Source organism: uncultured Muriicola sp., from assembly GCF_947258935.1.
In the GTDB taxonomy this organism is placed as follows: domain Bacteria; phylum Bacteroidota; class Bacteroidia; order Flavobacteriales; family Flavobacteriaceae; genus Muriicola.
Genome location: NZ_CAMYKH010000065.1, coordinates 7,151 through 33,994, shown reverse-complemented (window position 1 = coordinate 33,994; position 26,844 = coordinate 7,151). Strand labels below are relative to the sequence as shown.

Below are 26,844 nucleotides of genomic sequence, written 5' to 3'. Positions count from 1 at the left end.
TACATAACCATCAGTAGATTGAGCTTCTATATTATCCGGAATACCATCATCATCAGAATCGATGTCCCGAAAATCAGGATGAGTGTCGCTATCAGTATCCACCGGTGTAATACCTTCTCCGGAACCTGGGTGATTTTCATAATGATCATCTAAGCCATTTCCATCTGAATCTACCCCACATGGTGCGATATATCCAGCAGTAGTTTGTGCCTCTACATTATCTAGTATCCCATCATTATCAGAATCAATATCCCGAAAATCGGGGTGGGTGTCGCCATCTGTGTCCACAGGGGTAAGACCTTCTCCGGAACCTGGATGGTTTTCATAATGATCATCTAAGCCATTTCCATCTGAATCTACCCCACATGGCGCGATATATCCAGCAGTAGTTTGTGCCTCTACGTTATCTAAAATTCCATCATCATCGGAATCTATATCGAGATAATCTGGTACCCCATCGCCATCGGTGTCAATAGGAAGGAGGCCACCGCAACTGCCTGGCGTTTCTTCGTAATGATCATCCAACCCGTTCCCATCAGAATCTACTCCACATGGTGCGATATATCCGGCCGTGGTTTGGGCTTCTATGTTATCGAGAATTCCATCGTTATCCGAATCAATATCCAGGGAATTTACTACTCCATCGCCATCCGTATCAGTTTGTTCCCCTTCAACAGTATCAAGAATACCATCATTGTCATCATCTACATCAGTGCCATTGGGAATACCATCGCCATCTGTATCTGTATAAATAACTTCAAAGAGCGTTGCAGGAAATGTAATTCCAAAAGACAAATTAGAAGATAAAACGAATAGAAAAGCAACTGTAAGAATACCCTGAAATGCTTTTCGTATTTTACTAAAAGTAAAGTTCTCCATATAGGTTAGTTATTATTAAACTAAGCACCATGGCCGGTAGAAAGTACTTCTGGTAAGACTTTGGGAATCTAAAAAGTAAAATGCAAGATATAGTATTAATAGGTTACCGCAAATTGTTTAAACTCTTTCTTTGTACTCACTCTTTTATCAACCAAAATAATCGATAAAACGATAAAAAGTAGGATATTTAGTGCAGGAGCAATGTACAGAAAAGTATCTCCTGTGTAAGGCGTGGTCCATTCATCGGAATATTCTGCATCTCAACCCTCAAACAGATAATTTTTGTCCCGATAAATTCTCTTACTTTTGCAAAAATTTTTTACGTGAATTTCAAGAAAGAAATTGCCAGGCGAAGAACATTTGGGATCATTTCTCACCCCGATGCGGGGAAGACCACCCTCACCGAAAAATTACTGTTATTTGGCGGGGCTATACAGGAAGCTGGTGCTGTAAAAAACAACAAGATCAAAAAAACTGCTACCAGCGATTTTATGGAAATTGAACGGCAACGGGGTATCTCAGTTGCAACTTCCGTACTCGCCTTTATTTATAAGGATAAAAAGATCAATATCCTGGATACTCCCGGGCATAAGGATTTTGCCGAAGACACCTTTCGTACTCTTACTGCTGTAGATAGTGTTATTGTAGTCATAGATGTAGCCAAGGGAGTTGAAGAACAAACTGAAAAATTGGTGGAAGTCTGCAGGATGAGGAAGATCCCAATGATCGTCTTCATAAATAAAATGGACCGGGAAGGGAAAGATGCCTTTGATCTCCTGGATGAAGTAGAACAGAAATTAGGCCTAAGCGTTACGCCATTGAGCTTTCCTATAGGGATGGGATACGACTTTAAGGGGATCTACAATATTTACGAGAAAAACATCAATCTCTTCAGTGGGAATAGCAAGAAAAACATAGAAGAAACCATCGCCTTTGATGATCTAAGTAATCCAGAGCTGGAAAAGATCATAGGAAACAAAGCGGCGGAAACCCTCAGAGAGAACCTTGAACTAATTACCGGAGTCTATCCGCCTTTTAATAAACAAGAATACTTAGATGGGGCACAGCAACCCGTTTTTTTTGGTTCTGCACTCAATAATTTTGGGGTACGTGAACTACTGGATTGCTTTATTGAGATTGCTCCAACCCCAAGAGACAAAATGGCGGAAGAGCGTCTGGTGAAGGCAGATGAAAAACAAATGACAGGATTTGTCTTTAAGATCCATGCCAATATGGATCCTAAGCATAGGGACCGACTCGCTTTTGTAAAGATCGTTTCCGGGACCTTTGAAAGGAACAAACCTTATTTACATGTGAGACATAATAAAAATTTGAAATTCTCCAGTCCCAATGCGTTTTTCGCAGAAAAGAAAGAGATCGTTGACATCTCATTTCCGGGAGATATCGTGGGCTTGCACGATACCGGGCATTTTAAGATCGGGGATACACTTACAGAAGGTGAAGTACTTCATTACAAGGGGATCCCAAGTTTTTCGCCAGAACACTTCAGATATATTAACAATGCAGATCCTATGAAGGCCAAACAACTCTACAAAGGGATCGATCAGTTGATGGACGAAGGAGTTGCTCAATTATTTACCCTGGAACTTAATGGCAGAAAGGTAATTGGTACGGTAGGAGCCCTTCAATATGAGGTTATCCAGTACCGCCTGGAGCACGAGTATGGCGCAAAATGTACCTATGAGAACTTTCCTGTTTACAAAGCCTGCTGGGTAGAACCAAAAGATCCGAAAAGTGTAGAATTTCAGGAATTTAAAAGGGTGAAACAAAAATTCCTTGCCATAGATAAAAGAGGGCAGTTGGTCTTCCTCGCAGATTCTCAGTTCTCATTGCAAATGACACAACAAAAATACCCTAACGTTACCCTGCATTTTACTTCCGAATTCTCGTGACAGGACATAAAAAAACCCGGAACATGTTCCGGGTCTTATTGTTATGCTTCACCAGTTGGTCCAAAATTTAATGGAATAGGAGGCTGCTCATAGTCCTTGATATTACCATGGGCCTTCTCAAATCTATTCACATTATCATTCAGTGCCTTTAAGAATTTCTTGGCATGCTGCGGGGTCAGTACAATTCTACTTTTAACCTTCGCCTTCGGTGCACCGGGCATCATACTGATAAAATCGATCACAAATTCTGACACAGAATGGTTGATAATGGCGAGATTGGAATATATACCTTCTGCCGTTTTCTCATCCAATTCTATATTGATCTGCTTTTGTTTGTTGTCTTTCTCTGCCATGATCTAAGAATATTTTCTGGGTACTTTATAAAAAACCCCCAACCGGAAGGTTGAGGGTTGTTGAATTAGAATTTTAATTCTTCCTTGCGGGCCATGATCTCGTCGTATTCCTGTTTGGAACCTACGATAATGGATTCATAGTCGCGCATACCGGTACCAGCAGGAATCTTATGTCCTACGATAACGTTCTCTTTTAAACCTTCGAGGTCATCGATCTTACCGCTTACTGCCGCTTCGTTCAATACCTTGGTAGTTTCCTGGAAGGATGCTGCCGAAATAAACGATTTGGTCTGCAAGGATGCTCTTGTGATTCCCTGAAGAATAGGAGTAGCCGTTGCCGCTACAGCATCTCTGGCGGTTACGAGCGACTTATCCGCACGTTTTAAAATGGAATTCTCATCCCTTAATTCACGTGCTGTAATGATCTGACCAGCCTTTAGGTTTTCAGATTCACCGGGCTCCAGGACAACCTTCTTGCCGAAGATCTCATCATTCTCTTCAATAAAATCATCCTTGTGAATCAGTTGATTTTCAAGGAAGATAGTATCTCCCGGATCCTGGATACGTACTTTACGCATCATCTGACGTACTACTACCTCAAAGTGCTTATCGTTGATCTTTACCCCCTGTAAACGGTATACCTCCTGAACTTCATTCACCAGGTATTGTTGTACAGCAGAAGGACCTTTGATGGCCAGGATATCCTCAGGTGTTACGGAGCCATCAGATAATGGCATTCCGGCACGAACATAATCATTTTCTTGTACCAGGATCTGATTCGATAATTTTACAAGATATTTCTTTAGTTCTCCTAATTTAGATTCTATGATGATCTCGCGGTTTCCTCTTTTGATCTTGCCAAAAGAAACTACCCCGTCTATCTCTGAGACTACTGCCGGATTGGATGGATTACGAGCCTCGAACAATTCGGTAACCCTTGGTAACCCTCCCGTAATATCTCCGGATTTGGCCGACTTACGTGGAATTTTTACCAGGATCTTACCTTCCTTGATCTTTTCGCCGTCATCTACCATGATATGGGAGCCAACAGGTAAGTTATACGAACGTAAAACCTCATCCTTGGTATTCATGATCAATAAGGTTGGGATGAGCTTTTTATTTCTAGATTCTGAGATCACTTTCTCCTGGAATCCGGTCTGTTCATCAATCTCTACCTGATAGGTAATACCCTGCTCAATATTCTCATAAGCGATCTTACCGGGGAATTCTGAAACAATTACACCGTTGTAAGGATCCCACTGACAAACAATCTGATCCTTTTCAACCATACCGCCATTCTTAACGAATAACTGCGATCCATAAGGAATATTATTTGTACTCAGGGTGATCCCGGTTTTCTTATCTACTACCTTGATTTCTGAAGTTCTCGAAATAACGATATTTACAGGTTTCCCTTCGCTATTTTCACCTTTTACAGTACGCAGATCTTCAATTTCGGCTTTTCCACCAAATTTGGCTTCTAACTTATTATCTTCTGAAATGTTACCTGCAATACCACCTACGTGGAAGGTACGCAATGTTAACTGCGTTCCGGGTTCTCCAATTGACTGAGCTGCAACTACCCCTACGGCTTCTCCCCTTTGTACCATTTTATTGGTTGCAAGGTTACGGCCATAACATTTACCACAAATACCTTTTTGGGCTTCACAGGTTAGTGCAGAACGAACTTCCACTCTTTCGATTGGAGACGCCTCAATTTTACGTACATCAGATTCCATGATCTGTTGCCCGGCTTCAATAAGTAACTCTTCTGTTAAAGGATGGAATACATCGTGCAGTGAAACACGACCCAGGATTCTTTCTCCTAGGGATTCAACCACCTCTTCGTTTTTCTTCAGAGCTTCTACTTCAATACCTCGTAAGGTGCCACAATCTTCGGTATTTACGATCACATCTTGAGAAACATCCACTAATCTACGTGTTAGGTAACCAGCATCGGCAGTTTTCAAAGCTGTATCCGCAAGTCCTTTACGCGCACCGTGAGTAGAGATAAAGTATTCCAAAATTGACAATCCTTCCTTAAAGTTGGAAAGGATAGGGTTTTCAATGATCTCTCCCCCGCCTGCGGTAGATTTCTTTGGCTTAGCCATTAATCCACGCATCCCGGTAAGCTGTCTGATCTGTTCCTTAGAACCCCTTGCTCCGGAATCTAACATCATATACACCGAGTTAAACCCTTGCTGATCCTCACGGATCCTTTTCATAGCAAGCTCAGTAAGCATAGCGTTAGTAGAGGTCCAAACATCGATCACCTGATTATAGCGTTCGTTGTTAGTAATAAGACCCATGTTATAATTTGCCATAATACCATCTACCTGTTCATTGGCATCGGCGATCATTTCGTGTTTTTCCTGAGGAATGATGATATCTCCTAAACTAAAGGATAATCCACCTTTAAAGGCAAACTCGTACCCCATGGTCTTGATCTTATCAAGGAAGTCGGCCGTAGTAGGTACATCCGTTACGGCAAGGATCTGTCCGATAATATCTCGAAGTGATTTCTTATTCAGAACCTCATTTACATAGCCTGCTTGTTCTGGTACAACCATGTTAAAGAGTACCCTACCTACAGTAGTTGGAATGATCTGATTAACCAGTGCTCCTTCTTCATTGAAATCCTTCGCACGTACCTTGATTCCAGCATTAAGTTCTACTCTACCTTCATTAAAAGCAATTACTACTTCCTCGTAGGAATAAAAGGTAAGGCCCTCACCAATTACTGGCGTTTCTTTGGTAGACTTACGTTCCTTGGTCATATAATACAGTCCCAAGACCATATCCTGAGAAGGTACCGTAATTGGCGAACCATTTGCCGGGTTTAGGATGTTATGAGAAGCTAACATTAGAAGTTGAGCTTCTAAAATGGCTTCAGGTCCTAAGGGTAAATGAACAGCCATTTGATCCCCATCAAAATCTGCATTAAAGGCAGTACATACCAGCGGGTGCAAACGAATTGCTTTACCTTCAATAAGTTTAGGCTGGAAAGCTTGTATCCCTAAACGGTGCAATGTTGGGGCACGGTTCAACAATACAGGATGTCCTTTTAGAACATTTTCCAAAATATCCCAAACTACCGGTTCTTTTTTATCTATGATTTTTTTAGCAGATTTTACCGTTTTAACGATACCGCGCTCAATCAGCTTCCTGATCACAAACGGCTTGTACAATTCAGCTGCCATATCTTTTGGCAATCCACATTCGAACAGGTTCATTTCCGGACCTACAACGATCACTGAACGCGCAGAATAATCTACCCGTTTCCCAAGCAAGTTCTGACGGAACCTACCTTGTTTCCCTTTTAAGGAATCTGATAAGGACTTTAATGGTCTGTTAGATTCAGTTTTTACTGCAGATGCTTTTCTTGTGTTGTCGAATAAAGAATCTACCGCTTCTTGCAGCATCCTTTTTTCGTTTCTAAGGATTACTTCAGGAGCTTTGATCTCCATTAATCGTTTAAGACGATTGTTACGGATGATCACCCTTCTGTATAAGTCATTAAGATCGGAAGTTGCAAATCTACCACCATCTAACGGCACCAATGGGCGTAATTCCGGTGGAATGACCGGAACAACCTTCATGATCATCCACTCTGGTTTGTTCTCACGGTTATCCTGAGATTCCCGTAAGGCTTCTACCACCTGTAATCTTTTTAATGCCTCGGTTTTACGTTGCTTTGAAGTTTCTGTGTTGGCCTTGTGACGAAGATCGTATGAAAGTTCTTTCAGATCGATCCTGGACAACAGGTCTATCAAACATTCAGCGCCCATCTTGGCAATGAATTTGTTAGGATCTGAATCTTCCAGGTATTGATTTTCTGGTGGAATAGTCTCAAGGATGTTTAAATATTCCTCTTCCGTTAGAAAATCTAGTTTTGTTAATTCTTCTCCTTCCGGACCTTTGGCAACCCCGGGTTGAATAACCACATAGCGTTCATAATAAATGATCATGTCTAACTTCTTGGATGGTAAACCAAGGAGATAGCCAATTTTATTAGGAAGCGAACGGAAATACCAAATATGCGCTACAGGAACCACTAAATTGATGTGTCCTACGCGGTCTCTACGTACCTTTTTCTCAGTAACCTCAACGCCGCAACGATCACATACGATGCCGCGATAACGAATACGTTTGTACTTTCCACAGGCACATTCGTAATCTTTTACAGGTCCAAAAATACGCTCACAAAATAAACCGTCGCGTTCTGGTTTGTGGGTTCTGTAGTTAATGGTTTCTGGTTTTAAGACTTCCCCTCTCGACTCTGCCAGAATAGATTCTGGTGAGGCCAAGCCTATGGAGATCTTATTAAACCTTTTTACTGCTGTATTATCGTGTTGTCTAGCCATAATGCTAATGGTGATACTATATTAAATGTGTAACCGACTTTTAAATTATTCTTCCAATCTGATATCCAAGCCCAAACCTTTTAGTTCGTGCATTAATACGTTGAAAGATTCTGGTAACCCAGGTTCTGGCATGGTCTCTCCTTTAACGATAGCCTCGTAGGTCTTCGCTCTACCGACTACATCATCCGATTTCACGGTAAGGATCTCACGAAGCGTTGCGGAGGCCCCATAGGCCTGTAATGCCCATACTTCCATCTCCCCGAAACGCTGTCCACCAAATTGGGCTTTACCACCCAATGGTTGCTGCGTAATAAGAGAATAAGGACCAATAGATCTAGCGTGCATCTTATCATCTACCATGTGACCTAATTTCAACATATAGATAACACCTACAGTTGCAGGCTGATCGAATCGTTTCCCGGTTCCACCGTCATACAGATAGGTATGTCCAAATCTTGGAATTCCTGCTTCATCTGTATAACTGTTGATCTGATCCAAGGTTGCTCCATCGAAGATAGGGGTAGCATACTTTTTATCTAGTTTCTGCCCAGCCCAACCAAGAACTGTCTCATAGATCTGTCCAATGTTCATCCTGGAAGGTACCCCTAACGGATTCAGGACAATATCTACAGGTGTACCATCTTCAAGGAAAGGCATATCTTCCTGACGCACAATACGGGCAACAATACCTTTGTTTCCGTGACGCCCGGCCATTTTATCACCTACCTTCAACTTGCGCTTTTTGGCGATATAGACCTTTGCAAGTTTCATGATTCCTGCTGGTAGTTCATCTCCTACAGAGATAGTAAACTTATCTCTTCGTAAATTCCCTTGCAGGTCGTTTAATTTAATCTTGTAATTGTGCAGAAGATCTGCTACCATTAAATTAGTTGCTTTGTCTGTTGTCCAGCTTCCGCTGACCAAGTGGGCAAAATCATCTACGGCGTTCAACATCTTCATGGTGTATTTCTTACCTTTTGGCAGTACTTCCTCACCAAGATCATTAGCTACACCCTGTGAGGTTTTACCATTGATCATTTTGAACAATTTTTCAACCAATACTTCTTTCAGTTCCTGAAATTTAAGCTCGTAATCGAGTTCAAGAGCTGTAATGGCCTCTTTATCTTCAGAACGCTTGCGCTTATCCTTAATAGATCTTGAGAAAAGTTTCTTATCTATCACTACTCCCCGTAAAGAAGGAGAAGCTTTTAATGAGGCATCTTTTACGTCTCCTGCTTTGTCACCAAATATGGCACGAAGCAATTTTTCTTCAGGAGTAGGATCCGATTCTCCTTTTGGAGTAATCTTACCAATTAATATATCTCCCGGTTTTACTTCAGCACCTACGCGGATCATTCCGTATTCATCCAGATCCTTGGTAGCTTCTTCAGATACGTTAGGGATATCATTGGTCAGTTCTTCTGCACCTAATTTGGTGTCCCGAACTTCCAGAGAGTATTCATCAATATGAATAGATGTAAAGATATCTTCGCGTACTACTTTTTCTGAGATCACAATGGCATCCTCAAAGTTGTAACCCTTCCATGGCATAAACGCCACTTTAAGATTCCTACCCAAAGCAAGTTCTCCACTTTCTGTGGCATAACCCTCACAAAGTACCTGTCCTTTTTTAACCTTGTCACCTTTCTTTACGATAGGCTTCAGGTTAATACTGGTCCCCTGGTTTGTTTTTCTGAATTTCACCAACTCGTAGGTCTTAGAATCTTCATCAAAGCTCACCATGCGCGCTTCTTCAGTTCTGCTGTATTTAATAGTGATCCTATGAGAATCTACATACTCTATTACTCCGTCTCCTTCTGCATTGATCAAGACTCTGGAATCTGATGCTACTTGTCTTTCCAGGCCTGTCCCAACAATCGGAGATTGTGGTTTTAATAATGGAACTGCCTGTCTCATCATGTTAGATCCCATCAAAGCCCTGTTTGCATCATCGTGCTCCAGGAATGGAATTAATGAGGCTGAAATTGAAGCTATTTGGTTAGGTGCAACATCCGTATAATTTACGTCTGAAGGGTCTACTACAGGGAAATCACCTTCTTCACGGGCAATAACCTTTTCACTGTCAATAGTTCCATCGCCTTTTAAAGGAATATTCGCCTGAGTGATCTTCATTCCTTCTTCTTCCTCAGCACTTAGGTATAAAAATTCCTTGGTGTCTACTTTTCCCTTGGTCACTTTTCGATAAGGAGTTTCCAGGAAGCCCATAGAATTTACCTTGGCAAAAACGGCCAAGGAGGAAATAAGACCAATGTTAGGTCCTTCCGGGGTTTCAATAGGACATAAACGTCCGTAATGTGTATAGTGAACATCTCGCACCTCAAACCCGGCACGTTCTCTTGAGAGTCCGCCTGGTCCTAAAGCCGAAAGTCGCCTTTTATGTGTGATCTCTGCTAATGGGTTGGTCTGATCCATAAACTGAGACAACTGGTTTGTCCCAAAGAATGAATTGATCACAGAAGACAGTGTCTTTGCATTGATCAGGTCAATAGGTGTAAACACCTCATTATCCCTTACATTCATTCGTTCGCGGATGGTTCTGGCCATACGTGCCAATCCAACACCAAACTGCGAAGACAATTGTTCCCCTACCGTTCTAACCCTACGATTTGAAAGGTGGTCAATATCATCGATCTCTGCTTTTGAATTGATCAGCTCTATCAAATACTTGATGATGGTGATGATATCTTCCTTGGTAAGGACCTGCTTGTCCATCCCAATATCGAGACCTAATTTTTTGTTCATTCTATAACGACCAACTTCTCCTAAGTTGTAACGTTGGTCTGAAAAGAACAATTTATCTATGATACCTCTTGCGGTTTCCTCATCTGGTGGCTCGGCATTTCGCAATTGACGGTAAATATGTTCCACAGCCTCTTTCTCGGAGTTAGTGGGATCTTTTTGCAGGGTATTATGAATAATGGCGTAATCACTTTGAGCATTATTCTCCTTGTGCAATAGAATGGTCTTCACATCAGCTTCCATGATCTGCTGAATATGATCTTTTTCCAAGATGGTATCACGATCCAGGACGATCTCATTTCTTTCAATAGAAACCACTTCACCTGTATCTTCATCCACAAAGTCCTCGTGCCAGGTGTTTAAAACTCTCGCTGCCAACTTGCGGCCCAAAACTTTGGTTAAACCGGCTTTAGATACCTTAATTTCTTCCGAGAGATCGAAGATCTCAAGGATATCCTTATCTCTTTCAAAACCAATGGCTCTGAACAAGGTTGTTACGGGTAATTTTTTCTTTCTATCGATATACGCGTACATCACACTGTTAATGTCTGTAGCGAATTCGATCCATGATCCTTTGAATGGAATTACTCTGGCCGAGTATAATTTAGTTCCATTCGCATGGAAGGACTGGCCAAAGAACACTCCTGGAGATCTGTGCAGTTGAGAAACAACAACTCTCTCAGCCCCATTGATCACGAAAGTACCACTGGGAGTCATGTACGGAATAGTACCCAGGTACACATCCTGAACGATTGTCTCAAAATCCTCGTGTTCCGGATCTGTACAATACAATTTTAAACGCGCCTTTAGCGGTACACTATAGGTAAGACCCCGTTCTATACATTCCTGAATAGAATAACGTGGTGGATCTATAAAGTAATCAAGGAATTCCAATACAAATTGGTTCCTGGTGTCTGGAAATCCGGGTAGTCCGGTATGTTCTTAGCGGATGCGAAACTTATTCTTTCAGTCTGTTTTGTGAACATCTATGGACAAAATTTTGAACGTGAATACTAGAATGGGTTGTATATGACTTTATATACTATCTATAAAAGGGTTTAGGTCTAGCCACCAAAAGGCGGAAAGACCTAAACCTAAACCGTATGGTTGTCGCAATTATTTAAGCTCAACTTCTGCTCCTGCTTCTTCCAATGATTTTTTGATACCTTCAGCTTCGTCTTTAGACACAGCTTCTTTAACGGCTTTTGGTGCACTATCAACAATGTCCTTAGCATCTTTCAATCCAAGTCCTGTTAATTCTTTCACCAATTTAACTACAGCTAGTTTAGAACCACCAGCAGCTGTCAAAATAACATCAAATTCTGTCTTTTCTTCAGCGGCTTCAGCTTCACCTCCAGCGGCTCCACCTCCAGCGGCCACAGCAACAGCTGCAGCAGCAGGCTCAATGCCGTATTCATCTTTTAAAATATCAGCTAATTCATTTACTTCTTTTACCGTAAGATTAACCAATTGTTCTGCGAAATCTTTTAAATCTGCCATTTTTCTATCGTTTAATAAAATTTTTAATTATGCTTGTTTTTAGTGCGTATGTATTATTTTTCTGATAAGGTCTTAAGAATACCGGCCAGTTTGCCTCCACCAGATTTCAATCCGGAGATCACATTCTTAGCAGGTGACTGAAGCAATCCAATGATTTCTCCGATCATTTCTTCTTTAGACTTAATGCTTACCAGGGTATCTAACTTATCATCCCCAACAAAAATGGCTTCTCCTATAAAAGCTCCTTTTAATAAAGGTTTGTCGGCTTTCTTGCGAAAGGTCTTAATAAGTTTTGCCGGAGCATTTCCGGTTTCAGAGAACATTAGGGAAGTGTTGCCAATCAACACATCTGGAAGTTCTCCGAATTCTTTGTCAGAAGCTTCCATAGCTTTAGACAATAAAGTGTTCTTTACCACAGACAATTTAATGTTTGCCTTAAAGCAAGCTCTTCTCAGGTCTGAGGTAGTCGTTGCATCCAAGCCTGAAATATCTGCCAAATAAATGGTAGTACTTTCGGCAAGCTGTGCAGTTAGATCTTTTATAACGGTCGCTTTTTCTTCTCTTGTCATTACTTTACATTTCCAGAATTAAACTGTTTTCGGATCTAATTGAACACTTGGACTCATAGTGCTAGACATGAAAACACTTTTCATGTATATCCCTTTTGAGGCCGTTGGCTTTAACTTGTTGAGGGTATCTAAAAGTTCTTTGGCATTTCCTGCAATCTTATCGGCTGAAAAAGATGCTTTTCCAATTGCCGCATGCACAATACCTGTTTTATCTACCTTGAAATCTATTTTACCAGCCTTTACTTCTGAAACCGCTTTCGCGATATCCATCGTTACTGTTCCTGTCTTTGGATTGGGCATTAACCCCCTTGGACCCAAGATCCTACCTAAAGGACCTAATTTTCCCATAACGCTTGGCATAGTGATGATAACATCAACATCTGTCCAACCGCCTTTAATTTTCTCCAAATACTCATCCAAACCAGCATAATCTGCACCAGCTTCTGTAGCTTCTGCTTCTTTGTCTGGGGTCACCAAGGCCAAAACCTTTACATCTTTCCCTGTTCCATGAGGAAGTGTAACTACCCCACGAACCATTTGATTTGCTTTCCGTGGGTCTACCCCTAAACGAACTGCAAGATCTACAGATGCATCAAACTTTGTACTAGTGATTTCCTTTATCAGCGCTGAAGCTTCTTCTATAGAGTAAAGTTTATCTTTCTCTATTTTTGCTCTGGCTTCTTTTTGGTTCTTTGTTGCTTTTGCCATATTAAAATGCTTTATAAGATTTTAAAAAGGTCTTTTACCTGCAACTTTGAGACCCATAGATCTCGCAGTGCCTGCTACCATGCTCATTGCGGATTCTACGGTAAATGCATTTAAATCTACCATTTTGTCTTCCGCAATTCTTTTTACTTGGTCCCAGGTAACGTTCCCTGATTTAACTCTGTTAGGTTCGCCAGATCCTTTTTTAATCTTAGCTGCTTCCATAAGTTGCACTGCCGCTGGTGGTGTTTTTACGACAAAGTCGAACGACTTGTCTTTATACACGGTGATAACAACGGGCAGGATCTTCCCCTGCTTGTCCTGTGTCCTAGAATTGAATTGCTTACAGAACTCCATAATGTTAACGCCGGCAGCACCTAAAGCGGGTCCAACCGGTGGCGATGGATTCGCGACACCTCCCCTAACTTGTAGTTTAACTACTTTACTTACTTCTTTTGCCATTGTTTAAAATTAAATTTCAAACCGTGTTTTTAATTTGGAAGCAACACAGCCTTTTATATATGTAACATTTATATTAAACTTTTTCTACCTGCATATAACTCAATTCCAGAGGTGTTTTTCTTCCGAAAATCTTTACCATCACCTCCAGTTTTCTTTTTTCCTCATTTATCTTTTCCACAGTACCATTGAAACCGTTAAATGGTCCGTCTATAACTTTTATTGTTTCACCAAGAACAAATGGGATGGCTATATTGTCAGTGTTAACTGCCAATTCATCCACTTTTCCTAGCATTCTATTGACCTCAGATTTTCTCAGCGGTACAGGATCACCACCTTTTGTTTCTCCAAGGAATCCTATGACATTGGTAATAGACCGAATAGTATGTACCATCTCTCCACCTAGATTGGCTTTGATCATGATGTAACCAGGGAAATAAACCCTTTCCTTATTAATTTTTTTTCCGTTCCTTATCTGTACTACCTTTTCTGTAGGCACCAGGACCTCTTCAAGATAATCACCGTAACCATTTCTTTCTACCTCAGATTCTATATAGCCCTTGATCTTATTTTCCTGACCGCTGACCGCTCTGACCACATACCATTTTTTCTCCAATACTTCAGACATAGAACGGGCTTAATTTAAAGTGTTAAAATACAATTCAATTAGCTTGCTAAACACAGTATCCACACCCCAAGTTGCCAAAGCAAAAAGGATGGAGAACACAGCAACTATTACCATTAAATTAGAAGACTCTGCCCTGGTAGGCAAAGTAACATTATGTCTAAGTTCTTCTATGGATTCTTTTATATAGGTAAACATGCCGTATTATTTATTTGATAGGATAGGACTTACTTGTGTGCCTCATCTCACCGTTATATTTTCATTGTGCACGGGAGGAGAGGCTCGAACTCCCGACACCTGGTTTTGGAGACCAGTGCTCTACCAACTGAGCTACACCCGTATTCGTAATTACATTGAAAGGTATCCCGCCTTAGCGGGACACCCTTATGTAATTTACTTTATAGTGATTAATCTAAAATCTTTGTAACCTGACCGGCTCCTACAGTTCTACCTCCTTCACGGATTGCAAAACGAAGACCTAAGCTCAAGGCAATAGGCGAAAGCAAATCAACAGTAATGGTAAGGTTATCACCTGGCATTACCATTTCAACTCCACTAGGAAGATTAATTGTTCCTGTTACGTCTGTAGTTCTTACATAGAACTGAGGACGATAGTTATTGTGAAATGGTGTATGTCTACCACCTTCTTCTTTTTTAAGGATATAGACCTCAGCTTCAAATTTAGCGTGAGGCTTCACAGAACCTGGCTTACAAATAACCATTCCTCTTGTAATCTGAGCCTTTTCAATACCTCTTAATAGGATACCAACGTTATCTCCTGCTTCACCTCTATCTAATATCTTACGGAACATCTCTACTCCGGTTACGGTAGAAGTTAATTTTTCTGCTCCCATTCCGATGATATCAACCGAATCTCCTGTATTAGCTACACCTGTTTCGATACGACCTGTAGCAACAGTTCCACGACCAGTAATTGTAAATACATCTTCAACCGGCATTAAGAAATCCTTATCTATATCACGCTTAGGCATTTCGATCCAGGTATCAACAGCTTCCATCAATTCCATTACAGTATCTACCCATTTTTGCTCTCCGTTAAGTGCACCTAAAGCAGATCCAGAAATTACAGGTCCGTTATCTCCATCATACTCGTAGAAAGAAAGTAATTCTCTTACTTCCATCTCAACTAATTCCAAAAGTTCTTCATCATCCACCATGTCTACTTTATTCAAGAAAACAACGATACGTGGAATTCCAACCTGACGTCCTAAAAGGATGTGCTCACGAGTTTGTGGCATTGGTCCGTCTGTTGCTGCAACAACTAAGATTGCACCGTCCATCTGGGCAGCACCTGTAACCATGTTCTTAACGTAATCCGCGTGACCCGGACAATCTACGTGTGCATAGTGACGATTTGCTGTTTGGTACTCAACGTGTGACGTGTTGATCGTAATACCCCTTTCTTTTTCTTCTGGAGCATTGTCAATTGAATCGAAGCTTCTTATTTCAGATAAGCCTGCGTTAGCTAAAACAGTAGTAATAGCTGCTGTCAATGTAGTTTTACCGTGATCTACGTGTCCAATAGTACCTATATTTAAGTGCGGTTTGGAACGATCAAAAGTTTCCTTTGCCATTTTAATGAATTTTAATCTTAGTTTATATTAGTGTACAAATGTTTCTATTGTTTGAGCCATTTACGGGTCCCGATTCCTATCGGGGGAACCCGTGACCGCTTTATGGTTCAGGGTTCAAAGCCCATTTAATGACTTTATTCTTTCGAGCCAACGACGGGAATTGAACCCGTGACCTCTTCCTTACCAAGGAAACGCTCTACCCCTGAGCTACGTCGGCAATTTTGGGTTTTGTTCTTGTTCAGGGATCTTGGACCATACCCTCACAACCCTACCCCTAAACGGCAAACGTGTACTCAAAGTTCTTCAGCGGGAGATCACGCCAACGGCGTGACGACATTCCGCCCTTCTGAGCGGGAGACCGGGTTCGAACCGGCGACATTCAGCTTGGAAGGCTGACGCTCTACCAACTGAGCTACTCCCGCATTTTTTGGTATTCTCAATATGTCAGGGACATGTCCCGATCGTACTCGTTACTTGTAAAGCGCTGTCGAATTCCTTCCGCACTGCTCTCAGCAACTGTTTGTGGGGAGAGCAGGATTCGAACCTGCGAAGACGTAGTCAGCAGATTTACAGTCTGCCCTCGTTGGCCGCTTGAGTATCTCCCCCTCCATGCTTTTTTAATGAACTTTGGAGCCGATAGAGGGACTCGAACCCACGACCTGCTGATTACAAATCAGCTGCTCTAGCCAGCTGAGCTACATCGGCTTAACCGCCTTTTAAAGCATAAAAAAGTCCGCTATTTCTAACGGACTGCAAATGTAGATAATTTTTATTTTAAACAAAACTATTTTAGAAAAATTTTAAAGATGGTGAAACCCTTGGTTTCTGTTTCTTTCTGACCAATTTTCGCTCCAGAGAATTACAAGCCGAATCGATTGCTTCTTCAAAGGTTTTACATTGCTTTTTTACAATAAAAGTGTCTTTGGGTACATGTACTTTAATCTCTACAATCTTATTTTCTTTGGTACTGGTATTTTCTACTTTTAAATACACATCCGAATTAATGATTCTATCATAAAATACCTCTAACTTATCTAGACGTTTCTGAATGAACTCCATCAGCTTTATATCGGCGTTAAAATTAACGGACTGCGTATTTACCTTCATAGATGTACAATTATTAGGTTACACATAATTATTTCGTAAAAAACTTTTATTTTCTATTCCTTGGATGTGCCTTGGAATGCACTTTCTTCAGTTCGGCAATACTATTGTGGGTATACACCTGAGTAGATGCCAAACTTGAATGCCCCAGCAATTCCTTCACCGAGTTCAGATCTGCTCCCTGGTTGAGCATATGTGTGGCAAAGGTATGCCTCAGGATATGTGGACTCTTTTTTACTTTAGAAGAGACCTTACTAAAATATCCATTTATAATTCTATAAACAAGTGTTTCATAGATTTTATTGCCCTTTGAAGTCAGAAATACGGCTTTAGAATCCTGGGAATTATCTACCTCTTTTCGCAAAACGAAGTATTCCTCAAAAAGCTGAATCATACTTTCTAATAAAGGTATGATACGCTCTTTATTTCGCTTTCCCAAGACCTTTAAAGTATGATTAGAGAGATCGAGATTTTGAACACTTAGATTAATTAACTCCGATCTGCGCATGCCGGTAGCGTAAAGCAGTTCGATGATCAAACGATCCCGAACTCCTTCAAAACTATTTTCAAAAGGAATTTCGTTAAGCAACTCGGCCATTTCCGCTTCGGAAAAGGGGATCTCTATTTTTTTAGCCGTTTTTAAAGCCTTATGCTTGGCCAGTGGGTTGCCCTGTATACTTCCCGTTTTCATCAAGAATTTGAAATACGATTTCAAAGAGGTTACCTTACGGTTTACACTTCTATTGCTGATCTTACGATCTACCAGTGCAACGATCCAATTTCTAATGATAGGGTAGGTTACACTTTCAATGTCTTGCAATTCATATTCTTTCAGGCAAAAAGCACTAAAATCATTGAGGTCCTTTTCATAGGCCTTAACAGTATGTGGCGAGTATTTCTTTTCGTGGGAGAGATACGATATAAAAGCTGCAATGGCCATATCACAAAGGTACAAAAGCAACATTGAGATAAGGTCAAAAAAAAAATCTTGCCGAAGCAAGATTTTTCTATTGAGTGATTTTTGAGTATTATATTTCTTCCTGATCGCGAAGGCCCTGAATATATTGGGCTTTCTGGATCTGTTGTCTGCGCTCTATTGAAGGTTTTATGAACTGCTGACGTTTTCTCAGCTGCCGCATAGTACCTGTTCTGTCGAACTTCCGTTTAAAGCGTTTTAACGCTCTATCAATGTTTTCTCCTTCTTTTACTGGTATAATTAACATTGGCTACAACCTCCTTTCTTTAGTGATTAGGGACTGCAAATATAAAAGGAATAAATGAATTGAAACAAACTTATTTTAAAATATTCTTCGCTATGACTATTTTTTGTATTTCGGTAGTGCCCTCACCAATAGTGCACAATTTGGAATCCCTGTAGAATTTTTCTACCGGATAGATCTTGGTATAGCCATATCCGCCATGAATTTGAACGGCCTCATTGGCAACTTTTACGCATACTTCTGAAGCATACATTTTTGCCATGGCACTCCATTTGGTCATAGGTCTTCCTTCATTTTTCAAGAAAGCAGCTTTATGTAATAGTAATTCCGAGGCTTCTATCTCAGTGGCCATGTCGGCCAGTTTAAAAGAAATTCCCTGAAAGGAGCTAATCGGTTTTCCAAATTGTTCACGCTCCTTAGAATATTTTAAAGCAGCTTCGTAAGCTCCTTTTGAAATACCAAGCGATAATGCTCCTATAGATATACGTCCTCCGTCCAATACTTTCATTGACTGAATAAATCCATCGCCAACCTCACCTAATCTCTGGTCATCCGGAATTATACATTTGTCGAACACCAACTCGGCCGTCTCACTGGCACGCATCCCCAATTTATCTTCCTTCTTCCCGCTGGCAAACCCTTTAGTGCCCTTTTCAATTACAAAGGCGGTCATTCCATGACTATCTCCTTTTTCACCTGTACGTGCAACCACCACTGCGATGTCTCCACTTATACCATGGGTAATAAAGTTTTTAGTTCCATTTAGGATCCAATTATCCCCTTCACGAACTGCAGTAGTACTCATGCCTCCTGCATCCGAGCCTGTACCATGCTCTGTAAGTCCCCAGGCACCTATCCATTCTCCGCTTGCAAGTTTTGGGATCCATCTATCTTTTTGTGCCACATTTCCGAATGATAAAATATGATTAGTGCAAAGCGAATTATGAGCCGCAATAGATAAGCCAATTGAAGGATCTACTTTAGAAATTTCTTCAATTATAGCAATGTATTCGTGATAGCCTAGCCCTGAACCTCCTAAAGATTCTGGAACCAGAACTCCCATAAAACCCATTTGTCCCGCTTTTTTGAAGACTTCAACGGGGAATTCCTGGGCTTCATCCCATTTCATTATGTAGGGTCTAATATGCTGCTCAGCAAAATCTCTTGCAGATGCAGCCACCATACGCTGGGTTTCTGAATAATCAAATCCTAGTTCGGACATTGTTCCTGTAATCATTATTGCAATTTTTTAGAGGGACAAATATAGCTTAATTCTGTTAATCCGATCTGCTGGAAAATCTTCAATTTTTGTTAATTGTGCAATGGAATCGATGCGTCCAATACTGTTTCTATAATTCACTATTTGCTTTGCCAGGCGATAGTTAATGTAAACAAGACTGGCTAATTCTTCCACTGAAGCGGTATTCAACGGAATCTTCTTGATCTCCGGAATACTCAATACCTTGAATACCTTCATGGCCCTTGAGGCTACTTCGGGTTCTAATCCATAAACATCTAAAAGTTGCTCCGTCACTAAAAATCCTCCCAAACTGTTTCTGAATGCAATTATCCTTTTGGACAATACCGGACCTATTCCTGAGATTCGTTGCAGCGATTCCTCATTTGCCAAATTGAGGTCAGCCACCACTTCCAAAGAAACATACCCTACCTTTCTTTTGGCCGTTCTCTTGGTGAACTGAGGGAATTTAAAATAAGGGCTTATTTGAAATAGGAGTGAATCTGAAACCCCGGTTACTTTTTGAAACTCATCAGCAGAATTCACAAAATTGCCTCTTTCACGAAAGGCATATAGACTGTCGAGCTCATCCGGGGATACCCCTAATTGATATCCTTTATAGTCATTTATAAAATTAGGGTTGAATGATCTTATTACCAGTTCCTTCTTTATGAGCTGCGATCTTTTTACACTATCAATATAATGTATTGCTATGCTGTCAACTGAGAATTGAGAAGAATCGTCCTGGATAATTTGGGTTGTAAAAAAGTAGTATCCAGATTGTAGCCCGGCTACAAGCAGAAGTAAAAAAAAGATCCCACGTTTTTCCTGCTTTGTATACCGGAGGTGGGATCTCATTTTATTCCATTAGTTATTTTTTCAAGGCCTTTATAGCATCCATATACTTGGCCATCTCTTCCCGTACTTTCGGGAATAAAAATAATAGCCCAAGCATATTGGGGAATACCAGTGCCAGGATCATGGCATCTGAAAAGGCAAATACAGCGCCCATAGATGCTGATGCCCCAATCACAACAAATATTACAAAGAGCAATTTATACGTTATATCTGCAGTTTTACTGCGGCCAAACAAATATTTCCAGGATTGAAGTCCGTAGTACGACCAGGAGATCATCGTAGACACCGCAAAAAGAACGACGGCCAAAGTAAGAACATATGGGAACCAGGGTAGCACCGATTCAAAAGCCTGGGAAGTAAGTGTTACCCCTCCCATTGATGCTCCATCGACAATTACATTACCAGCACCATCCCCACCATATTCAAATACACCTCCACTATTATAAAAGATAATGACCAAAGCTGTCATAGTGCATATTACTACAGTATCAATAAAAGGCTCTAAAAGGGCAACGATCCCCTCACTTGCAGGGTATTTGGTTTTAACAGCCGAATGAGCAATAGCTGCAGAACCTGCACCTGCCTCATTAGAAAATACAGCTCGTCTAAACCCAACGATCAGTACACCAAATAGTCCGCCCAAACCTGCTTCCGGAGTAAAGGCTCCTTTAAAAATCAATACAAAGGCATCGTCTATATAAGAAAAATTGGCGAAGATCACAGCTAAACATGCAAGGGCGTAGATCACTGCCATAAAGGGCACTATCTTCTCTGTTACCGAGGCAATTCTTTTGATTCCACCAATAATTACTATTCCTACAATAATTGCGAGGATCACTCCAATAAAAAAGCCGGTAGATCCTCCTTGCAGGCCCATCATAGCTGCCAGTTGTTCTGCCGCCTGATTAGATTGTACTGCATTTCCTCCTCCAAAGGAAGCACCAACGCATAAGACAGAGAAGACCACAGCTAATACCTTTCCAAAACCAGCAAAGCCCTGTTCTTTTAATCCCCTGGATAAATAATACATTGGTCCCCCATAAACGGTACCGTTTTCATCCACATCCCTGTATTTTACTCCCAAGGTACATTCCACGAATTTCGTACTCATACTCAATAAACCACAGACGATCATCCAAAAGGTGGCACCAGGCCCTCCAATTGCAATTGCCAGCGCAACACCTGCAATATTTCCCAGGCCTACGGTTCCGGAAACTGCAGTTGCCAAAGCCTGAAAGTGACTCACTTCACCATGCTTACTTTCATCGCGAATAGTATCGGGGAGGTCACCGTCAACAATATTTACTTCCGCTTTTTCTACACCATGCCCTTCCGGTGATTCTACCTCATCATACTTCCCCCGAACCACATTGATGGCTAGTGGAAACCTGCGAATATTCACAAACCCGAAATACAAGGTAAAAAACACTGCACCCAGCACCAGGATGATCACTACCAAAGGGATCCCCGTACCGGGGACCTGCCAAAAGACAATACCTTCCCAAACAGCGGTAATAGGCTCAAACCATGCATTAATTCGCTCATCTAGCCCCATCTCTGTTGATTCCTGTGAAAAACTGAACAATGGCAACAGAAAGGCCATTAATGCAAGTGGTTTCATCTTCATGCTTCTTGTTTTTTATAAAGTTGATTGGCTTTTAATTTCTTCCAATAGGTTTTCAGATCCCCTTTAACTTCCCCGGACATAATATAGAGTCCTACAATATTTGGAAATGACATGGCAAGGATCATCATATCTGAAAAGTCGAGTACAGCTCCTAAACTTACAGAAGCGCCTATTACTACAAAAACAAGAAATAAAAGTTTGTAGATCATCTCGGAACGTCTACTCTTCCCGAAAAGATAGGTCCAGGCCCTCATGCCATAATAAGACCATGAGATCATTGTAGAAAAGGCGAAAAGGAAGACTGCGATCCCCAGAACATATGGGAACCAGGATATAACACTCCCAAAGGCATCGGAGGTAAGTTGTGCACCTGCCATACCTTCAACCTCATGCATTCCTGTAAAAATAAGAACCAGGGCGGTTAATGTGCATACTACCACGGTATCTATAAAAGGCTCCAGCAGGGCAACAAAACCTTCCGAAGGCGGGTTATTGGTTTTTGCTGTACTATGTGCTATGGCAGCCGACCCAACTCCGGCTTCATTTGAAAATGCTGCTCGCTGAAAACCAACCACCAGCACTCCTATAATACCTCCTTTGAGGGCACTAGGACTAAAGGCTCCATTATAAATAGCCGTAAAGGCAGGTCCGATATTCTCAATATTCATAATGATAACAGTCAGGGCAGCAAGTATATAAATGGAGGCCATGACGGGGACAACGCGACCTGTAACTTTGGCAATGCTTTGAATTCCACCAATTATTACTACACCAACCAAGATAGCCGTAATGATTCCAAACCAGAAACCGTTCCCTTGCAACATGGAGAATTGTCCCGCCAGTTGCTCAAAAGATTGATTGGCCTGGAACATATTCCCTCCACCAAAGGAGGCACCTACGGCTAGTACTGCAAATACTCCTGCCAGTACCTTACCAAATCCCTTTAAGTTTCGTTTTTCAAGACCATATCTCAAATAATTCATAGGCCCGCCAAAAACGCGGCCGTCTGGCAAAATATCTCTGTATTTTACTCCCAACGTACATTCTACAAATTTGGACGACATACCCAATAATCCACAAACTATCATCCAGAAAGTAGCACCTGCACCACCTAGGGAAACGGCTACCGCTACTCCGGCAATATTTCCTAGTCCAACCGTACCAGAAACAGCAGTCGCCAGCGCCTGAAAATGTGTTACTTGCCCCATATTGATAAAGCCCATCCGCAGCGTAAAAAAGGTAGCTCCAAGGACCAGCCAAATCACAATGAACGGAATATTCTTAGTGACCGGATCTCCATTGGGGTGACGAATGATTACTGGTGTATCGTATTGAATTTCCGCCAAATAATGAGCTCCTTGCTGAATTACGTGTTCTTTATTCTCGGAATTATAAATAACATTTCCTGCATCTACCATGTATTTTAGTTTCCCATTGGCGGTTGACATTACTGTATCTACCGAACCATCTTTACTGGATACCAGGGCTATCTTTTCGCCTTTGACCACTTCAGATCCTTCACCTACCAACCATTGTTTTAACACAAAGCGATCTTCTATGGTAGCAGACCACCCGGGAGTCGCTATAAGCTTTTCATCTGCATAGACCACAGGATCGTATATACCAATAGCTTCGAAGGGATCCCAGAAAAGTACACTGCCAAGGGCGCTCACTGCAGGCGTCATATTGCCATTGAAGACTTCGGTGATAGATTGGGTATCTATTTTGTATTCTTGAGTTACAGATTGCCCTGAGTTATCGGTAACTGTAACCTTGTAGGTTATTCCTTCTACCAACCCACTTGCTGTTGGTGAGCTGAGCGGAGTTTGTTGATTGCTCCATTTAAAGGTGTAAGGAGGGGTGCCTCCTTCAACCTGTAACTGTATCACTCCATCATTAATATTATCTGAGGGATTTATCGTTTTTCCTTTGACTTCAAAACCTTGTGAACACAAGGAAATACTGAAAAGGAATGAGATGCAGTAAATGAATATCTTCATGTTTACATTAGGAGTTAAATTAGAGGAGGAAGCTTGTCATGGCGGGCAATATCCTAAAAAATATCAACCCAATCAAATATTCTTTCCCAAATGTCATGTCTGAATATGGAACATCTCGTTAAGTTTACGGATCTGTTCCGGTCTTCCCAATACAATGACCTTACTCTTTGGTTTAAGGGGTAGATCTGCCTCCGGATTGATGATATAATTTCCGTCAGGTGCAATATATCCAATAATGGTACACCCGGTTTTCCTGCGCAAATCAAGGTCTCTTAAGGAATTGCACTCTACCTGATCAGAGAAGTCTTCTATGGCTACTTCCTCAAGGTTGGTAGTATGTTCTCCTTCCATAGATAATTTATCCATAAAGGTAATAAGGTCTGGGATCACTACCAGTGATGCCATGTGGTCACCCCCTATCTTATCTGGCATAATTACCTTATTGGCCCCTCCTAATAAAAGTTTTTTCTGAGAAGTAATTTTAGAAGCCCTGGAAATGATGAATAGCGACTTGTTCAATTGCCTGGCTGACAAAACAACAAACAAATTATCTGCATCATCTGGCAAGGCAGCTATTAAATAGCTGGCACGTTCTACGCCCGCCTCTAATAAAATGGTATCTTCATTGGCATCACCTTCTACGAATAAGATTTCCTCTTCATATTTCTCAATGATCTCTTTGTCTCTTTCAATGACAATAAACGGACGATTATAAGCGGTAAGCCTTTCAGCTGCTTGCATACCGTTGCGACCATAACCACAAACGATCACATGATTGGATAAATTATTGATCTGATTTTTCACTTTTTTCTTTTTTAAGAGTTGTAAGGAATTTCTACTGAGAATGTATTCTGTGATCACTGATATTGCATACGAAAATATAATTACACTGCAGATTATAAGTAAGGCCGTGAATATCTTGGCATTAGCATCTAGTGGGCGTACCTCTCCAAACCCTACGGTAGCCAACGTAATGATGGTCATATAGAATGCATCTAGCCAACTGTAGTTCGAAATAAAACGAAACCCAATTACACCTATCAGCACGACGGTCGACATTAGGGTTATGGCTAAATAGATCTTGGAGCGAAAAATTCTAATCATAATCAGAGGTCAAAAACAGATGTTCGTTTCGTGTAAATCAGATCTTTGATCCTTAACCAAAAGGCTAAAAAGAGATACAAAGCAAATCCAAAACCCAAAGTTACAAATGTTAGATAAATAAAGGTGGTACGCACAACTCTGGCCCTGATCCCCAATCGTTCTGCAATTCGACGCGATACTTCAAAACCTCGCTTTTGAAAAAAGTACAAAAGTTGATAAAAGACGTTCATGCTCTAAAATTACTATTTTCCATACAATAAATGCTTACCAACGGCACATTGTAGGCACTTATTTTTTGCACAATACCGATGATACAATTCCAGGAGTGCCTGACTTCCGTGCGCATCAGTTGCAGGCACCCCATGTGTTTGAAAGAGCCGTACAATCTTGTTGTTCTCCGCTTTTATCTCTTGTGCCCAGGAAGTAAGGCGATTTATATCTGATTTTCCTTTATGAAGTTCGTACGAATGTCTTATAGGTAAAACCGAATTCAGAATTATAAGGTCTGTAAAATGACAACTCATCTTTTTAGGTGAAGGTGCCGTAGATTTGCCAAAAACAAAGTGGGTGTCCCAATATCGTCCGGCTTGTGCCTTAAGCAGAGATCTAAGAGATACAAGTGAGGTAGCTTCAATGACCAGAGCAAACAAAGCAGAATGTCTGTGATAGAGATTCGCTATCTGAGAAAGACGAATTGTAGGGAAGTTATGTGGCCGTAGTGAAAAGTACTCCGGTTTTTGGAATAGTTCATCTCTTAAATTGAATTTAACTTTTAGAAAATTATATGCTTCCCTTAGTTCAAGGTAATATGTATCTGAGACATCAACCTTATTTAACATACCGGCCATACCAAAGAAGATACTTTCCAATAGAAATGGATCACCGGCATTCTTTCTAACTGCTTTAAAAGGTATGGCCTCACCCAAACCTAGAAAAGCAGCACCGTTAATATTAAGACCAAAACTTTTTAGAAGAATCATAAAAAAGACCTGTTCCCAATCTTGTGATGTGCCTTGCAGCCATTCTTTCATGAGCCTGGCTTTCTGGTTTAATCGATTTTGAAACAAATGATCTTTCCAGGGGTTCAGAATTTCAGAGCCTATACTGCCAATAGATCCTTCACAATTAAGCGACCTATTCTTTTTGGCGTAAAAAACATTTTGAAATTTATCTAGTTCATTTTGTAAGATAAACTGATTAAGGGCCAGGGTTGGGATGGAAGATCCATCTTTGCGGTAAATTATGGCATCTGCTTCCCATACCACATGCAGGATGACGTTATCATAGGCGGCATCTTTATGATGCTGATGTATATACCAATCAGACGCCTTAACATGTAGCTCTACATGGCCCACCCATTCCTGTTCATCTATACATACTTTCGCAAAAAGGAAATCTGGCCCGGAAAAGCTATTGAGCTTTCCTGTATTAATTACTTTGATAGTCAGCCCCAATGTACTTACTAAATCGCTGAGAGGAAATTTGTGCCCTTGCCAAATAAAGTGTAATACCGCTTCACGCATCCCCCAAAATAAAAATTCCCACTGCAAGCGGGAATCAGGAATACGTGTATGGGATTCAGGAAAGTTCTCCCTTCCATTCCACAATACCACCTTTGAGGTTATAGGCATTGGCAAACCCAAGGCTATTCATAATAGCACAAGCCTGTCCGCTTCTGTTGCCCGATCGGCAATAGACGTAATAACTTTTGGACTTATCTAGCTCCTGCAGGGCCTGCATAAAGGCCTGAGGATTATAAATATCGTGGTGCAAGGCATCGCCAATAACTCCATCCTCTACTTCTTCCAGGGTTCTGACATCCAGAATAATACAATTGATATCTTCCTTTATCTGAATTGCCCATTCTTCCTGTGATAGATCTGCCATAGAAATTTATTTGGGTACAAAAATAAAAATACTTCCCAATAAACTACTATGGTGAGATACCCTTTTTACGCACAAGTATTTCTGT

General features: G+C 41.1%; 21 protein-coding genes, 5 tRNA genes and 2 pseudogenes. 1 reads left to right on the top strand and 27 read right to left on the bottom strand.

Annotated elements, in window-relative coordinates; translation table 11 throughout:
- A pseudogene (locus Q0X72_RS10855) lies at positions 1-879 on the bottom strand (hypothetical protein); the annotation flags it as partial.
- Between the two features lie 323 nt (positions 880-1,202).
- On the opposite strand from Q0X72_RS10855, the gene Q0X72_RS10850 reads away from it, so the two are divergent.
- The gene (locus Q0X72_RS10850) at positions 1,203-2,792 is read left to right on the top strand and encodes a peptide chain release factor 3 (protein ID WP_297765140.1); all 1,590 of its coding nucleotides are present in this window, start codon (positions 1,203-1,205) and stop codon (positions 2,790-2,792) included.
- A gap of 41 nt (positions 2,793-2,833) precedes the next feature.
- On the opposite strand, the gene Q0X72_RS10845 is transcribed toward Q0X72_RS10850, so the two are convergent.
- The 26 genes and pseudogenes from Q0X72_RS10845 to Q0X72_RS10720 form a co-directional block, all read right to left on the bottom strand.
- A complete protein-coding gene (locus Q0X72_RS10845) occupies positions 2,834-3,145 on the bottom strand; it encodes a DUF3467 domain-containing protein (RefSeq protein WP_297765138.1) in 312 nt (103 codons plus the stop codon).
- Positions 3,146-3,210: 65 nt separating this feature from the next.
- Positions 3,211-7,509, bottom strand: a complete 4,299-nt coding sequence (gene rpoC / locus Q0X72_RS10840) for a DNA-directed RNA polymerase subunit beta' (RefSeq protein ID WP_297765136.1) — start codon at positions 7,507-7,509, stop codon at positions 3,211-3,213.
- A gap of 45 nt (positions 7,510-7,554) precedes the next feature.
- Positions 7,555-11,255 (bottom strand): annotated as a pseudogene (gene rpoB, locus Q0X72_RS10835) (DNA-directed RNA polymerase subunit beta).
- Between the two features lie 130 nt (positions 11,256-11,385).
- Entirely contained in the window at positions 11,386-11,769 is a 384-nt protein-coding gene (rplL, locus tag Q0X72_RS10830) for a 50S ribosomal protein L7/L12 (protein WP_297765134.1), read from the bottom strand.
- Positions 11,770-11,822: 53 nt separating this feature from the next.
- Complete coding sequence (gene rplJ, locus Q0X72_RS10825; RefSeq protein ID WP_297765132.1) at positions 11,823-12,338, bottom strand: 50S ribosomal protein L10; 516 nt, start codon at positions 12,336-12,338, stop codon at positions 11,823-11,825.
- Positions 12,339-12,356: 18 nt separating this feature from the next.
- On the bottom strand, positions 12,357-13,046 hold the full coding sequence (gene rplA, locus Q0X72_RS10820) for a 50S ribosomal protein L1 (RefSeq protein ID WP_297765129.1): 690 nt from the start codon (positions 13,044-13,046) through the stop codon (positions 12,357-12,359).
- A gap of 21 nt (positions 13,047-13,067) precedes the next feature.
- The gene (gene rplK, locus Q0X72_RS10815) at positions 13,068-13,505 is read right to left on the bottom strand and encodes a 50S ribosomal protein L11 (RefSeq protein ID WP_297765126.1); all 438 of its coding nucleotides are present in this window, start codon (positions 13,503-13,505) and stop codon (positions 13,068-13,070) included.
- Positions 13,506-13,578: 73 nt separating this feature from the next.
- Positions 13,579-14,130 carry a transcription termination/antitermination protein NusG gene (gene nusG, locus Q0X72_RS10810; protein ID WP_297765123.1) on the bottom strand — a complete coding sequence of 184 codons (552 nt, stop codon included), beginning with the start codon at positions 14,128-14,130 and terminating at the stop codon, positions 13,579-13,581.
- Between the two features lie 9 nt (positions 14,131-14,139).
- A complete protein-coding gene (gene secE / locus Q0X72_RS10805) occupies positions 14,140-14,325 on the bottom strand; it encodes a preprotein translocase subunit SecE (protein WP_297765120.1) in 186 nt (61 codons plus the stop codon).
- Between the two features lie 69 nt (positions 14,326-14,394).
- A tRNA-Trp gene (locus Q0X72_RS10800) sits at positions 14,395-14,467 on the bottom strand.
- Positions 14,468-14,534: 67 nt separating this feature from the next.
- Positions 14,535-15,722 carry an elongation factor Tu gene (gene tuf / locus Q0X72_RS10795; protein ID WP_297765118.1) on the bottom strand — a complete coding sequence of 396 codons (1,188 nt, stop codon included), beginning with the start codon at positions 15,720-15,722 and terminating at the stop codon, positions 14,535-14,537.
- 145 nt (positions 15,723-15,867) lie between these two features.
- Positions 15,868-15,939: transfer RNA gene (locus Q0X72_RS10790), tRNA-Thr, on the bottom strand.
- A gap of 132 nt (positions 15,940-16,071) precedes the next feature.
- Positions 16,072-16,144, bottom strand: a tRNA-Gly gene (locus tag Q0X72_RS10785).
- Positions 16,145-16,245: 101 nt separating this feature from the next.
- Positions 16,246-16,327: transfer RNA gene (locus Q0X72_RS10780), tRNA-Tyr, on the bottom strand.
- Positions 16,328-16,350: 23 nt separating this feature from the next.
- Positions 16,351-16,427, bottom strand: a tRNA-Thr gene (locus tag Q0X72_RS10775).
- An 84-nt stretch (positions 16,428-16,511) separates the two neighbouring features.
- Complete coding sequence (gene raiA, locus Q0X72_RS10770) at positions 16,512-16,829, bottom strand: ribosome-associated translation inhibitor RaiA (RefSeq protein WP_297765116.1); 318 nt, start codon at positions 16,827-16,829, stop codon at positions 16,512-16,514.
- A gap of 46 nt (positions 16,830-16,875) precedes the next feature.
- Entirely contained in the window at positions 16,876-17,766 is an 891-nt protein-coding gene (locus tag Q0X72_RS10765; protein ID WP_297765142.1) for a tyrosine-type recombinase/integrase, read from the bottom strand.
- Between the two features lie 88 nt (positions 17,767-17,854).
- Positions 17,855-18,049 carry a 30S ribosomal protein S21 gene (gene rpsU / locus Q0X72_RS10760; RefSeq protein ID WP_297765113.1) on the bottom strand — a complete coding sequence of 65 codons (195 nt, stop codon included), beginning with the start codon at positions 18,047-18,049 and terminating at the stop codon, positions 17,855-17,857.
- Between the two features lie 70 nt (positions 18,050-18,119).
- Positions 18,120-19,283, bottom strand: coding sequence for an acyl-CoA dehydrogenase family protein (locus Q0X72_RS10755; RefSeq protein ID WP_297765110.1), 1,164 nt, complete (start codon positions 19,281-19,283; stop codon positions 18,120-18,122).
- Positions 19,284-19,295: 12 nt separating this feature from the next.
- Positions 19,296-20,141, bottom strand: a complete 846-nt coding sequence (locus Q0X72_RS10750; protein ID WP_297765108.1) for a helix-hairpin-helix domain-containing protein — start codon at positions 20,139-20,141, stop codon at positions 19,296-19,298.
- Positions 20,142-20,154: 13 nt separating this feature from the next.
- Positions 20,155-21,768, bottom strand: a complete 1,614-nt coding sequence (locus Q0X72_RS10745; protein WP_297765106.1) for a sodium:alanine symporter family protein — start codon at positions 21,766-21,768, stop codon at positions 20,155-20,157.
- A complete protein-coding gene (locus Q0X72_RS10740) occupies positions 21,765-23,768 on the bottom strand; it encodes an amino acid carrier protein (protein WP_297765104.1) in 2,004 nt (667 codons plus the stop codon). The genes Q0X72_RS10745 and Q0X72_RS10740 overlap by 4 nt, the downstream gene beginning before the upstream one ends.
- 93 nt (positions 23,769-23,861) lie before the next feature.
- Positions 23,862-24,872, bottom strand: coding sequence for a TrkA family potassium uptake protein (locus Q0X72_RS10735; RefSeq protein ID WP_297765101.1), 1,011 nt, complete (start codon positions 24,870-24,872; stop codon positions 23,862-23,864).
- A gap of 2 nt (positions 24,873-24,874) precedes the next feature.
- The gene (locus Q0X72_RS10730) at positions 24,875-25,102 is read right to left on the bottom strand and encodes a PspC domain-containing protein (RefSeq protein ID WP_297765099.1); all 228 of its coding nucleotides are present in this window, start codon (positions 25,100-25,102) and stop codon (positions 24,875-24,877) included.
- A 12-nt stretch (positions 25,103-25,114) separates the two neighbouring features.
- Positions 25,115-26,503 (bottom strand): DUF2851 family protein, encoded by a 1,389-nt coding sequence (locus Q0X72_RS10725; RefSeq protein WP_297765096.1) that lies wholly within the window; start codon positions 26,501-26,503, stop codon positions 25,115-25,117.
- Positions 26,451-26,759, bottom strand: coding sequence for a rhodanese-like domain-containing protein (locus Q0X72_RS10720; protein ID WP_297765093.1), 309 nt, complete (start codon positions 26,757-26,759; stop codon positions 26,451-26,453). The genes Q0X72_RS10725 and Q0X72_RS10720 overlap by 53 nt, the downstream gene beginning before the upstream one ends.
- Between the last annotated feature and the right edge of the window lie 85 nt (positions 26,760-26,844).